This is a genomic window from Candidatus Streptomyces philanthi (assembly GCF_059553635.1).
The window spans coordinates 1-13,055 of sequence record NZ_JCANQV010000169.1 but is presented as its reverse complement, the minus strand read 5'-3'; the positions used below and the strand labels follow the sequence as shown (position 1 = coordinate 13,055).

The 13,055-nt window shown below is 74.1% G+C and carries 9 protein-coding genes; 5 read left to right on the top strand and 4 right to left on the bottom strand.

Going from position 1 to position 13,055, the window contains the following annotated elements:
• On the bottom strand, positions 1–3,284 hold a 3,284-nt coding region (locus AC51EU_RS19475), incomplete at its 3' end, for a glycosyltransferase (protein ID WP_496268278.1).
• A gap of 317 nt (positions 3,285–3,601) precedes the next feature.
• Entirely contained in the window at positions 3,602–3,865 is a 264-nt protein-coding gene (locus tag AC51EU_RS19470; protein WP_030266018.1) for a WhiB family transcriptional regulator, read from the bottom strand.
• Positions 3,866–4,553: 688 nt separating this feature from the next.
• Between AC51EU_RS19470 and AC51EU_RS19465 the strand changes: the two genes are divergently transcribed.
• From AC51EU_RS19465 to AC51EU_RS19455, 3 genes are all read left to right on the top strand, one after another.
• Positions 4,554–5,057 carry a cysteine dioxygenase gene (locus AC51EU_RS19465; RefSeq protein WP_496268277.1) on the top strand — a complete coding sequence of 168 codons (504 nt, stop codon included), beginning with the start codon at positions 4,554–4,556 and terminating at the stop codon, positions 5,055–5,057.
• A 117-nt stretch (positions 5,058–5,174) separates the two neighbouring features.
• On the top strand, positions 5,175–6,149 hold the full coding sequence (gene cofD, locus AC51EU_RS19460; RefSeq protein ID WP_496268276.1) for a 2-phospho-L-lactate transferase: 975 nt from the start codon (positions 5,175–5,177) through the stop codon (positions 6,147–6,149).
• The gene (locus AC51EU_RS19455; protein WP_496268275.1) at positions 6,146–7,477 is read left to right on the top strand and encodes a coenzyme F420-0:L-glutamate ligase; all 1,332 of its coding nucleotides are present in this window, start codon (positions 6,146–6,148) and stop codon (positions 7,475–7,477) included. Before cofD ends, AC51EU_RS19455 begins: the two co-directional genes overlap by 4 nt.
• A gap of 52 nt (positions 7,478–7,529) precedes the next feature.
• Here AC51EU_RS19455 and AC51EU_RS19450 read toward each other — a convergent pair whose 3' ends face one another.
• The gene (locus AC51EU_RS19450) at positions 7,530–8,435 is read right to left on the bottom strand and encodes a DNA-3-methyladenine glycosylase family protein (protein WP_496268274.1); all 906 of its coding nucleotides are present in this window, start codon (positions 8,433–8,435) and stop codon (positions 7,530–7,532) included.
• A 51-nt stretch (positions 8,436–8,486) separates the two neighbouring features.
• On the bottom strand, positions 8,487–9,569 hold the full coding sequence (manB, locus tag AC51EU_RS19445) for a mannose-1-phosphate guanylyltransferase (protein WP_496268273.1): 1,083 nt from the start codon (positions 9,567–9,569) through the stop codon (positions 8,487–8,489).
• Positions 9,570–9,801: 232 nt separating this feature from the next.
• Between manB and AC51EU_RS19440 the strand changes: the two genes are divergently transcribed.
• Both AC51EU_RS19440 and AC51EU_RS19435 read left to right on the top strand, forming a co-directional pair.
• Entirely contained in the window at positions 9,802–10,566 is a 765-nt protein-coding gene (locus AC51EU_RS19440; protein ID WP_496268272.1) for a TIGR03089 family protein, read from the top strand.
• 602 nt (positions 10,567–11,168) lie between these two features.
• The gene (locus AC51EU_RS19435) at positions 11,169–12,902 is read left to right on the top strand and encodes an LCP family protein (RefSeq protein ID WP_496268271.1); all 1,734 of its coding nucleotides are present in this window, start codon (positions 11,169–11,171) and stop codon (positions 12,900–12,902) included.
• Positions 12,903–13,055: the final 153 nt, after the last annotated feature.

Below are 13,055 nucleotides of genomic sequence, written 5' to 3'. Positions count from 1 at the left end.
TCCGGCAGGTCGTCGTCGATCTCGCGGCGACGGCCGGGCAGGGCGAGCACCACGAGGACGACGGCGAGCAGGCCCTGGGTCCACAGCCAGAGGGTGTGGCCGAGCGGGTTGTCATGGGTGAGGTCGAGGCGGCCGCCGCCCGCGGGGAGGTCGAAGCCCTGGGCCCAGCCGTCGAGGGTGACGGGCTTGAGCGGCTTGCCGTCCAGGGTGGCGTGCCAGCCCTCGTCGGCGGCGTCCGCGAGCCGCAGGACGCGTCCCTCGGTGCCGTCGGGGACCTGGGTGTGCGCCTCGACGGGCCCGGAGGGCACCGGGATCGGCGCGGCGGCCTCGCCCGCGCGGGTGCCGTCCTTGGCCAGGCCCGCGACGATCGAGACCCGTGCGACCCGCCGGTCGACGCGCCACAGGGCGCCGCCGTCCTCCTGGCTGAGCCGGGTCAGGCCCGGGGTGGCGTCCAGGACCCGGCCCATCGTGCGGCGCGCGTCCTCGCGGACGAGGACGTAGCGGACGGCGTAGCGGCCGAGCTGGTTGGCCTGGTCGGCGCCGGAGCCGGCGACGAGATGGGCGACGATGCCGCCCAGCCGGCGGTCCTCGCCGGTGGCGGCGAGCACGTCCGCGTCGCCGAGCCGGGCGCCGGAGCCGCGGACGAGGGTGTAGGTGACCTGACCGCCCCCGCCGTCGAGGACGAGGGTGCGGGCGCGGTCGGAGGTGACGGACTCCTCGGCGACGAACGCCGGGACCTGGGTGGCGTCCCCGTGCCGCAGCGGGCCGTCCGCGCCGGTGATCATCCAGACGACGGCGGCGTAGAGCGGGGCGAGGGCGCAGGCCAGGGCGATGAGGACGGCGGTCGGCTGCTTCCAGCCGAGGCCGAGGGCGGTCATCCGGGTGCGGATGCCCTCCGCGCCGACGGCGGCCGCGCACAGCAGTGCGAGGCCGCCGACGAGCGTGGCGGGCCCGGTCCAGCCGGAGCCGTTGCCGAGCGCGGCGCACAGCAGGGCGGTCACCGCGACGGCCCAGGCGACGCGGATCGTCCGCTGCCGCGCGTCGCGCAGGGTGGCGCCGAGCGCGGCCAGGACGACGCCGAGCAGCAGCAGTCCGCCGGCGGTCTTCGGGCCGCCGGGGTTCATCTGGAGCAGGCCGAAGGCGGTGGCGTGGCCCGCGCCCTGGTCGAGTCCGGCCTCCTGGAAGAAGCGCGCGGGGGCGCCGAGCAGCGTCAGCGACCAGGGCGCTAGGACGACGAGCGGGGTCAGGGCGACGGCGAGGAAGCGCAGGCCGTGGGCGGGGAGCCGGCCGCGGTCGCCGTCGAGGGCGCGCAGGACGACCAGGGCGGCGCCGAGGACGACGGCGAGCGGCCAGACGATCGGGGTGAAGGCGGTAGCGACCGTGACCAGCAGGGCGTACGCCCAGGTGGCGCGCCAGGCGGGGCGGGTGCCGGGCGCCAGGCGCAGTCCGCTCGCGGCGACGGCGGCGCGGGCCATCGGGGGGAGCAGGACGGCGAGGACGGCGGTGCCGATCCGGCCGCCGGCCAGGGCGCCGGTGGTCGCGGGCAGCAGGGCGTAGACGACGCTGCCCCAGGCGCGCAGCAGCCGGGAGGTGACCAGGGGGCGGGAGGCGAGGTAGGCGGAGAGTCCGGCGAGCGGGACGGAGCAGACGACCAGCAGGGTGACGGTGAGGTGGGTGCCGCCGAGGAGGAGGCTCGCCAGGAGGGCGAGGACCGCGAGGTAGGGGGGTGCGGCGGCGGTGCTCCCGGTCCCGGCCTGGTGCCAGCTGTCGAGGTAGGAGGACCAGAGGTCGCCGAGGTGGTCGGGGGCGGGCAGCAGGGCGCCGCCGCTCAGCGCGCCGGAGCCGAGCAGTGAGCGGCAGGCGGTCAGCGCGACCAGCAGGAGGACGGCGAAGAGGAGGGGGCCGGGCCGGCGGGCGATCCGCTTGAGCCGGGCGAACTGCTCGACCTCCAGGAAGTCGGCGTCGTCGCCGCCGGGCCCGGACTCCACGGCGCCGTGCCGGCCGGACGCGGCGGTGTCGGGTGCGGCCCGGCCGCCGAGGTTGCCCGCGAGCTGTTCGACGGTGGCGCGGACGGTCGCGCCGGGCGGCGGGAACAGGGGGCGCAGTTCGGACGCCGGGACGGTGGCCCTGCCCCGCTGTTTGCGGGCGGCGAGGATGCGGCCGGGCCGCAGCAGGGTGCCGAAGAGTCCGGCGAGTTCGTCGAGCGCCTGGCCGGGGACCTTGCCGACGAGGTAGGCGAGGACGCGCAGGACGGTGCCGAGCACCAGCCGCACCAGGACGTACGGGAGCAGCGCGCCGCGGGTGTTGGCGAGCAGGGTGTGGACGGCGCCGGCCTTGTCGACACGGTGCGGGCTGTTGCGGCGCAGCGCGAAGCGCTTGGTGGCGGTGGTTCCGTCGGGCGAGGGGGGCGCGGTGCGGCCGGCGCAGTCGATGCTGCGGCGTTCGCGGGAGGCGGCCTCGGCGTGCCGCAGCACGGCGTCGGGGGCGACGAGGACCTCGTGCCCCTCGGAGCGGGCGCGCCAGCACAGGTCGATGTCGTCGCGCATCAGCGGCAGCCGCCGGTCGAAGCCGCCGAGCCGGTCGTAGAGGTCGCGGCGGACGAGCATGCCGGCGGTGGAGACGGCGAGGACGGGGCGTACCTGGTCGTGCTGGCCCTGGTCCTGTTCGCGGCGGTCGAGGCCGGTCCAACGGCGGCCGCTGCGGGCGATGCTGACGCCGACTTCGAGGAGCTGGCGGCGGTCGTACCAGCTGCGGAGCTTGGGGCCGATGACGGCGGCGGAGGGGTTGGCGTCGGCGACGCGCAGCAGTTCGGTGAGGGCGTCGGGGGCGGGCGCGCTGTCGTCGTGCAGCAGCCACAGCCACTGGACGGGTTCGCCGTGCGGGAGTTCGGGCTGCTCGTGGACGTCGTCGTGCCAGGTGCGGGTGGCCGGGTCCCAGGCGCTGGGGCGCCGGAGGTAGGGCAGGTCGTCGGGGGTGAGGACGGGGGCGGAGCGGACCGCCTCGTCGACGGCGGTGCCGAACCCGGCGCGGCGGGCGAGGTGCAGCACCCGTTCGCCGCCGACCGCTTCGGCGACCAGCCGGGCGGAGTCGTCGGCGCTTCCGGTGTCGGCGGCGGCGATGCTCTGCACCGGCCGTTCCTGGCCGAGGAGCCCGGCGAGCACGTCGGGCAGCCAGCGGGCACCGTCATGGGAGACGATCACGGCGGTGACGACGTGCCGCGGGAACTCCGGGGCGGTGGCGGGGTACGGGGCGGACGGGGCCGCCGACTGGCTGTGCACGGACATCGAGGACGGGCCCTCCGGACCCGGGAGTTCGGGGCCCGCGGCGAAGGACGGTGCGGGCCGGCGCCCCCGGAAGACACTGCGACGGACTACGAGGGACGCGCGCACCCGGCGGGGGCGTCCGCGCGTCTGGGACGGGCCCCCACACTAATGGTTCGCGCCGTGCCCCCGGCCGGGCGCGCGCACGGCGTTCCGCCCCCGGCGCGCGGTGCGGCCGGAGGCGGAGGTCTCGCTGTGGGGGGATATGGGGAGTTGGTGTGGTGCGGCCGCGGGCCTCCCCGGGCCCCGCGCCGTGGTGACGGCGGGCCGCTGTGCCACCGTCAGACGGCGGCCTTCTTCAGCCGGCGCCGCTCGCGCTCGGACAGACCGCCCCAGATGCCGAAGCGCTCGTCGTTGGCGAGGGCGTACTCCAGGCACTCGGAGCGGACCTCGCAGGCAAGGCAGACCTTCTTGGCCTCGCGGGTGGAGCCGCCTTTCTCCGGGAAGAAGGACTCCGGGTCGGTCTGGGCGCACAGTGCGCGCTCCTGCCAGCCGAGCTCCTCGTCCGCCTCCTCGACCAGCAATTCTTCGAACAGCTCGGTCATGTGCGCCCCTCGTCTGTCTTGACGTCCCCGTGATACGGCCGTGATCGATGACGGCCGAACGACACGGGTGAAATTACAAGTGCGGAGATCCGGGCGAGTCAAGCCGGGATCTGCTATTGGGCCCCTTATTCACTCTGCGGAACCACACGTGCGCAGAAAGTGTTCAAATCACCAAAAACCAGGACACTTTCCCGGGTCTACCGATCGGCGCACCCCTCGCCCTCCGAGACGTGACCGACGGCGTCTCCAGTTGCACCCGGCCCATCGAGGCGACGGAGATCACAAACGGATCACGAGCGCGCAACGGCGTTTGGCGGCACGAACGAAGGGCCACCTCTCCCGTCCTCCACTGCACAAACCTTTCGTCGCGGCGAGTAACCGGATGAGGTGAAACATTTCTACCAAACCAGACATCCGGTTGACATCGCCCCCGGCCCTCCGGTCTCCTTGACCTCATGCCAGCGACCGCCGCGACCGGACTCACCCGTGCTTACGGGTCGCTCTGTGCTGCGCAGGCCCGCTGCCGCTGTTCCAGCTGTTGAAGCCACTGAGCTCCAGCCGACCCCGCTCGCACCACCCCGCAGCACCCTCCCCGCGCCCGCCGCGCCGTCTCCCCACAGGGAACCCACCGCGCCGCGCCGCACCCGTTCGCGCCGTCACCGCTCGCCCGCCGAGGAACCCGAAGCACATGAACAGCGACGTCCAGATCGCCGGCGACCCGCTCGCCGTCCCCCACCTCCTGCCGCCCGTCCCCGCCCACCCGAGCACCGTCGCCGGTTTCGCGGGCCTGGCCCGCTCCCTCGCCGCCGACCGCGCCTCCTGGGCCCCGCTCGTCCGCTACGACGCCACCACCCGCTGGTACCACCGCCTGCGCGCCGTCCCCGAGGCCGGCTACGAGGTGTGGCTGCTGAGCTGGGTGCCGGGCCAGGGCAGCGGACGCCACGACCACGGCAGGTCCTCCGGCGTACTGACCCTGCTGGAGGGCGAGTTGACGGAACACACCTCGGCCGGCGCCCGCACCCTCGCCCCCGGCACCCAGCGGGTCTTCGCCCCCGGATACGTCCACGAGGTCGTCAACGACGCCCTCTCCCCCGCCGTCAGTCTCCACATCTACTTCCCGGGGCTGACGAACATGCCGATGCGTCCGCGCCAGGCGGCGGTGGGCGAGGCGGCGGAGGTACCGGCGGTCTGACGGGGGCCGTCGCCCGACCACCGCCCCTCAAGGAATCAGCCTGCGGCTGAGAGGCCCAACCCGTCGCCCGACCACCACCCCCCAACGAATCAGCCTCCGGCTGAGAGACTTTGGGGCATGCGAATCGTGGTTCTCGCCGGCGGTATCGGCGGCGCCCGCTTTCTGCGGGGACTGAAGGCAGCGGCTCCGGACGCGGACATCACCGTCATCGGCAACACCGGTGACGACATTCATCTCTTCGGGCTCAAGGTGTGCCCGGACCTCGACACCGTGATGTACACCCTGGGTGGCGGCATCAACGAAGAGCAGGGCTGGGGGCGGGCCGACGAGACCTTCCGGGTCAAGGAGGAGTTGGCCGCGTACGGCGTCGGGCCCGAGTGGTTCGGGCTCGGCGACCGGGACTTCGCCACCCATATCGTGCGGACGCAGATGCTGGACGCCGGCTACCCGCTCAGCGCCGTCACCGAGGCGCTGTGCGACCGCTGGAAGCCCGGCGTACGGCTGCTGCCGATGAGCGACGACCGGGTCGAGACCCATGTGGCCGTCGGGGAGGGCGGTGAGCGGCGGGCCGTCCACTTCCAGGAGTACTGGGTGCGCATGCGCGCCTCGGTGGACGCGCACGCGGTGGTGCCCGTGGGCGCCGAGCAGGCCAAGCCCGCGCCCGGGGTGCTGGAGGCGCTGGCCGCCGCCGATGTAGTGCTGTTCCCGCCGTCCAACCCGGTGGTCAGCATCGGCACCATCCTCGCCGTGCCCGGCATCCGCGAGGCCGTCGCCGCGACCGCGGCACCCGTCGTCGGGCTGTCGCCGATCGTCGGGGACGCCCCGGTGCGCGGGATGGCCGACAAGGTGCTCGCCGCGGTGGGCGTCGAGGCCACGGCGGCCGCGGTGGCGCGGCACTACGGGGCACGGGGCACGGCGGAGGCCGGCGTGCTGGACGGCTGGCTGGTCGACACCGTCGACGCCGGGGCGGTGGCCGACGTCGAGGTTGCCGGCATCCGCTGCCGTTCCGTTCCGCTGATGATGACGGACCTGGACGCGACCGCCGCGATGGTCCGTGAGGCGCTGGCGCTGGCCGAGGAGGTCCGTTCATGACCGACGGCACGACGGTCCCCGGCTACCGGGTGTGGGCGCTGCCCGGCATTCCCGAGGTCCGGCCGGGCGACGACCTCGTCAAGCTGATCGCCGGGGCGGTGGCCGCCGACGGCGTTCCCCCGCTCGCCGACGGCGATGTGCTGCTGGTGACCTCGAAGATCGTCAGCAAGGCCGAGGGCCGGATCGTCGAGGCCACCGACCGTGAGGCGGCGATAGACCAGGAGACGGTGCGGGTCGTGGCGCGCCGCGGCGGACTGCGGATCGTGGAGAACCGGCAGGGCCTGGTGATGGCCGCGGCCGGTGTCGACGCCTCCAACACCCCGTACGGAACGGTGCTGTTGCTGCCCGAGGACCCGGACGCCTCGGCGCGGGCGCTGCGGGCGGGCCTGCGGAACGTCCTCGGCGTCAATGTCGGCGTGGTCATCAGTGACACGTTCGGGAGGCCGTGGCGCAGCGGGTTGACGGATGTGGCCATCGGGGCGGCCGGTGTGCGGGTCCTGGACGATCTGCGCGGCGGCACCGACGCGTACGGCAATCCGCTGCACGCGACGGTGGTGGCGACGGCCGACGAACTGACCGCCGCGGGCGACCTGGTGAAGGGCAAGGCCACGGGACTGCCGATCGCGGTGGTGCGCGGACTGCCGCATGTGGTCGAGGAGTCGGGCGACGGTGACGGGGCGCGTGCCCTGGTGCGTGACGCCGGGAGCGACATGTTCCGGCTGGGCACCTCGGAGGCCGTGCGGGAGGCGGTGACGCTGCGGCGCACGGTACGGGAGTTCACCGACGCGCCGGTGGACGGCGGCGCGGTGCGCCGGGCCGTCGCCGCCGCCCTGACCGCGCCCGCGCCGCACCACACCACGCCCTGGCGGTTCGTGCTGCTGGAGAGTGAGGAGAGCCGGCTGCGGCTGCTGGACGCGATGCGGGACGCCTGGGTCGCGGACCTGCGCGCGGACGGCCTCTCCGAGGAGGCGGTCGCCCGGCGGGTGCGGCGCGGTGATCTCCTGCGCCACGCGCCGTACCTGGCGGTGCCCTGCATGGTGACGGAGGGCGCGCACTCCTATCCGGACGCGCGGCGCAGCGCGGCGGAGCGGGACATGTTCGTCGTCGCGCACGGTGCCGGTATCCAGAACTTCCTGGTCGCGCTGGCCGGGGAGCGGCTGGGTTCGGCGTGGGTGTCATCGACGATGTTCTGCCGCGATGTGGTGCGGGAGGTGCTGGAGCTGCCCGAGGAGTGGGAGCCGATGGGCGCGGTGGCGATCGGCCGGCCGGCGGCGCCGCCGAAGGAGCGCCCGGCGCGCGACGGGGCGGACTTCGTCGTCGTGCGCTGACCCCGGCGGGAGCGGTCGGCGGGTCCCGGCCGGCCGCTCCCCCGGGGCCGCTCTACAGGCGGGCGATGTCCCCCACCGGGAAGCGCGGTGCGCGGCGGGGCGGGACGCGGCCCGCGAGCAGGATCAGCCGGACGGCGCGGTGCCGCTGGCCCTCGTAGGGGGCGAGCAGGTCGAGCATCTCCGCGTCGGTGGTGCCGCGGCGGCCGGTGAGCGCGAACCCGATGATCTTCGGGAGGTGCAGATCGCCGACGGTGACCGCGTCCGGGGCCCCGAGGACGCGTTGCAGTGTCTCGGCCGCGGTCCACGGGCCGATGCCGGGGACGGCGGTCAGCCTGCGGGTGGCGTCCGCGAGCCCCATGCCGGCGGCCTCCTCCAGCCGGTGGGCGACGCGGGCGGCCCGTACGACGGTGTCGGCACGCTGGGGGCCGACGCCCGCGCGGTGCCACTCCCAGGACGGGATCAGCGCCCAGCCGCGCGGGTCGGGCATCACCCGCATGCGGTCGCAGGGGCCGGGGGCCGGCTCGCCGTGCCGCCGCAGCAGCAGGCGCCAGGCGCGGTACGCCTCGTCGCTGGTGACCTTCTGCTCCAGCACGGAGGGGATCAGCGACTCCAGCACCAGGCCCGTGCGCGCCAGGCGCACGCCGGGGTGGCGGCGGCGCGCCTCGTGCACCAGCCGGTGCCGCGGGGTCAACGCGGCGGGGTCGTCGTCCGCCCCCAGCAGCCGCGGCAGCCCCGCCAGCAGCCGGTCGGCGCCGGGGCCCCAGCCCTCGGCCTCGACCGTGCCCTCGGCGGGCCGGGCGGTGATCCGGAGCGTGCCGGGGCCGTCCGGGGTGCGGCAGGCCCGCCAGACCTCCTCACCGCGTACCGCGTACGCCGGGTCGCCGGGTCCGCGTCGCAGCACACCGAGGGTGCGGTGCAGGTCGAAGGGCCCGGACGGGCGCCAGGTACGGGTGGCCACGCGGCCAGCGTAGGCCACGGGGGTGACAGTCCGGCGGGACCGCGGGGGGCGCTACTGGTCGGACGAGAAGCGGACCGCGCCGGCCGGGATGCGGGCGTCGCACCAGACGCGGATGCCGTCGCGCAGCTCGTTGTCGGGCCCGATGTCGGCGCCGTCGCCGACGACCGCGCCGTCGAGGACGGAGCGGGCGCCGATGCGGGCGCCGGCGCCGATCAGGGAGTCGCGGATCCGCGCGCCCTCCTCGATCACCGCGCCGTCGAGGACGGCGCTGCCGTCGATCCGGGCGCCCGCGCCGACGACGGAGCCGGCTCCGGCGACGGTGCCGCCGGTGAGCTTGGCGTCCGGGGCGATGTCCGCGGTGTCCATGACCAGCTGGTCGCCGCAGCGTCCGGGGACGGCGGGGGACGGCGCGCGGCCGAGGACGAGGTCGGCGGAGCCGCGGACGAAGGCGTGCGGGGTGCCGAGGTCGAGCCAGTAGGTGGAGTCGACCATGCCCTGGAGGTGGACGCCGTCGGCGAGCAGTCCGGGGAAGGTCTCGCGTTCGACGGAGACCGGGCGGCCGGCGGGGATGGTGTCGATGACCGACCGGTTGAAGACGTACGCGCCGGCGTTGATCTGGTCGGTGACGATCTCCTCGGGCGTCTGCGGCTTCTCCAGGAAGGCGGTGACGCGGCCGGTGTCGTCGGTGGGCACCAGCCCGTAGGCGCGCGGGTCCTCGACGCGGGTCAGGTGCAGGGAGACGTCCGCGCCCGTGGTGCGGTGGTGGTCGACGAGGGCGGGGATGTCGAGGCCGGTGAGGATGTCGCCGTTGAAGATCAGTACCGGGTCGCCGGGGGCGGAGTGCAGCCGGGAGGCGACGTTGCGGATGGCGCCGCCGGTGCCGAGGGGCTCCTCCTCGGTGACGTACTCCAGGTGGAGTCCGAGGCGGGAGCCGTCGCCGAAGTGGGGCTCGAAGACCTCGGCGAGGTAGGAGGTCGCCATCACGATGTGCTCGACGCCCGCGGCGCGGGCGCGGGCGAGTTGGTGGGTGAGGAACGGCACGCCGGCCGCCGGGACCATCGGCTTGGGCGTGCGCACCGTCAGCGGGCGCAATCTCGTGCCCTTCCCGCCGACCAGGAGGATCGCTTCAGTCACCTTGCTTCACTGCTTCCTGCTGGGGTCGGCGGTCGGCCGACCAGTGTAGGCGGACGGTTTCGGGCTCGTGCCTCCCGGGATGCGCCGGGCGGCTCGGTCACCGTAGGACGGAACCGGCTGGTGATCGGTTCAGTGCTCGTCCGGATGATCCGGTACCGGTCGCTGACGCCGTGTGGGGCCCGCCCCTTGGACGGATGCCCCCGGAAAGCGCCGCCCGCGTACCCTTGCGGCGATGAACGCCACCGATCGCACCCCCGCCGGTCTGCTGGGTTCCGCGCTCGCCGCGGACCCGGCCCGCCCGCTCGTGACCTTCTACGACGACGCCACCGGCGAGCGCGTGGAGCTGTCCGTCGCGACCTTCGCCAACTGGGTGGCGAAGACCGCCAACTACCTCCAGGGCGATCTGGCCGCCGCGCCCGGCGACCGGCTGGCGCTGCTGCTCCCGGCGCACTGGCAGACCGCGGTCTGGCTGCTGGCCTGTTCGTCGGTGGGTGTCGTGGCGGAGGTCGGCGGCGATCCGGCCGCGGCCGATCTGGTCGTCAGCGGGCCCGACGGGCTCGACGCGGCGCGGGCCTGCTCCGGGGAGCGGGTGGCGCTGGCGCTGCGGCCGATGGGCGGCCGGTTCCCCCAGGCGCCGCGGGGGTTCGCGGACTACGCGGTGGAGGTCCCCGGACAGGGTGACCGTTTCACCCCGTTCGTCCCGGTGGCGGCGGACGACCCGGCGCTCGTGGTCGGCGGTGAGGAGCTGACCGGCGCCGCCGTCGGCGAGCGCGCCCTGGCCGATGCCCGCGCGGCCGGGATGCCCGGGGCGCCACGGGTGCTGTCCGGGCTGCCGTACGACACCTGGGCGGGACTGTCGTACGGACTGTACGCGCCGCTGGCCACCGGTGGCTCGGTGGTGCTCTGCCGCCGCCCGGACCTGCTGGCCGCCGAGGCGCGGGCCGCCCGCGCGGCCACCGAGAAGATCACCTTCGAGGCGCCGGACAGCGCCGGCTGACGGGCACGACGCGACGCGGACTGCCGGTCGCGGCGGGCGGAAGGGCGGGGGAAGTTCTCCGGCCTTCCCGTGAAGAAAGCGCGGAGCATTGGTGACCTCCCGGAATCCGGAACGGGTATCCGGCGCCCGGCACCGCACCGTGTTCCGCGACCGCCGGTAAGGCCGCGGTTTCCTCTGACGGGCCCGGGAATTGACGGTCTTCGCCGGTGATATTCCTTCGGAACGGAGGCGGTTCACCGCCGCCCCTACGGGGACCGTCCGGCCCGCGGAACCGGGGCCCGGCGGCCGGACCGGGCCGTGACGAGGTGTCACCGAACGCCCCGGCCCCGGTTCTCCGGCCGCTTCCGCCTTTCCCCGCCGCCCCGAACGCGGGACCCATGAATAAAGAGGCCGTAAACGCTTGTTCAGGGACGCGAAAGCTTGGGGCGGAATGACCGGTTGTAAGCGAAGTGGAATACGTCACCGGCGTCGCTCGCGGCAGAACTGTCCGGATAGTGTGAGCGACCGGGTCCGCACGACAAGCTGACCGCGTATTGCAGAATCGACCGACCTGGCGCCCGAGGGGAGGCGCCGCGTGGCACCGACGGAGGACTCGGAACACCGTGGACGCGCAAGGCCGTGGGCGGGCGGGCGACGACGTCGACCCCGCCGACCAGTGGGTACTCGACCCCGACACCGGCAACTACGAGCTGCGGCTCGACACCGCCGGTGGCGGGGCGCGGGTGCCCGCCGCCCGCCGGGCGCCGGAGCCCGGGCCGCATCCCCCGCGCGGCGCGGGCAAGGACTCCGGTACCCGTGAGATGCCCGCCGTCTCCCGCTCCAAGGCCGGTGAGGGCGGCGGACGGGCGGCGGCCCGGCGCTCCCGCAAAGCGGGCGGAACGGGCGGGACGGGCCCCAGCAGCCGCCGCAAACCCAGGGCGAGGAAGTCCGGGAAGAAGAAGGCGCTGTACTGGACGTCCGGGGTGCTGGGCTTTGTGCTCGTGGCCGGCTGCGGTGGCGCGTTCTACCTGTACGAGCGGCTGAACGGCAACATCTCCAAGGTCGATGTCGGTATCGACAACGCCGCGGTCAGCGACGGGCCCGTCAACATCCTCGTCATCGGGACGGACGCCCGGTCGGGGAAGGGCAACCAGGGCTACGGCGACGACGGCAGCGTCGGCCACGCGGACACCACGATAGTGATGCATGTCTCGAAGGACCGTTCCAACGCGACCGCGCTGAGCATCCCTCGTGACATGGTCACCGACATCCCCGACTGCCCCACCAAGCAGGAGGACGGCTCGACCCGGACCATCCCCGGTGAGCAGGGCGTCCGCTTCAACACCAGCCTCGGCCAGGAGGGCCGCGACCCGGGCTGCACCTGGCGCACCGTCGAGAAACTGACCGGGCTGAAGATCGACCACTTCATGATGGCGGACTTCAACGCGGTCAAGGAACTGTCCGAGGCGGTGGACGGTGTCGAGGTGTGCGCCGCCAAGGACATCAACGACCCCAAGTCGCACCTCAAGCTCAAGGCCGGCCGGCACGTCGTCAAGGGCGAGCAGGCGCTGGCGTTCGTCCGTACCCGCCACACCGTCGGCTTCGGCAGCGACCTCAGCCGGATCGAGCTCCAGCAGCAGTTCCTCAGCTCGATGATCCGCAAGATGAAGTCGGACGTGTTCAGCAGCCCGTCCAAGCTCTACGACGTCGCCGAGGCGGCGACCAAGGCGCTGACCGTCGACACGGGCATAGGCAGCGCGCGGAAGCTGATGGCGCTCGGCGACGACCTCAAGCAGGTCGACCTCGACAAGATCACTTTCGCCACGGTGCCGGTGCTGGACAACCCGCGGGACAAGGCGACCGTCCTGCTCGACCGCGCCAAGGCCGAGCCGCTGTTCCGGATGGTGCAGGCCGACCACACGCTGGCCAAGCCGAAGAAGGGCAAGGGCGGCACCAAGCACTCCCCCGTCAAGAAGGCCCCGCCGGAGCTGGTGCGGGTCGACGTCACCAACGGCGGCGGCCCCCTCGGCGCGGCACAGGAGACCGTCGACTGGCTCCAGAACACCAAGTCCGCCAAGCTCTCCACCAACGCGGGCAACGCCTTCCCCAAGCTGGCACACACCCGTCTGGACTACGCGCCCAACCAGGCCGACCAGGCCGCCACCCTCGCCGAGTGGATGGGGCTGCCCAAGAGCGCCCTCCACAAGTCCTCCGCCGACGCCGCGCCTCGGCAGCCGATGAAGCTGGTCCTCGGCAAGGACTTCACGGCGGCGGGCACCCCCATCGAGGCGCCGTCCGAAACCCCCGACGGGGTGCAGAACGTCAATGCGGACGACAAGAACATCTGTGCCAAGTGATCTGAACGGTTTCCGGCCGCCTGCCACGGCGCCGGGCGCACCACCGAACGACGACGGGGGAACAAGCCCGATGGGCCAGAGCAGCACGCGCGGGGAACGGAACGGCGCGAGCCGTCCCGACGCCGCGGAACTGGGTTGGGACGACAGTCTGTA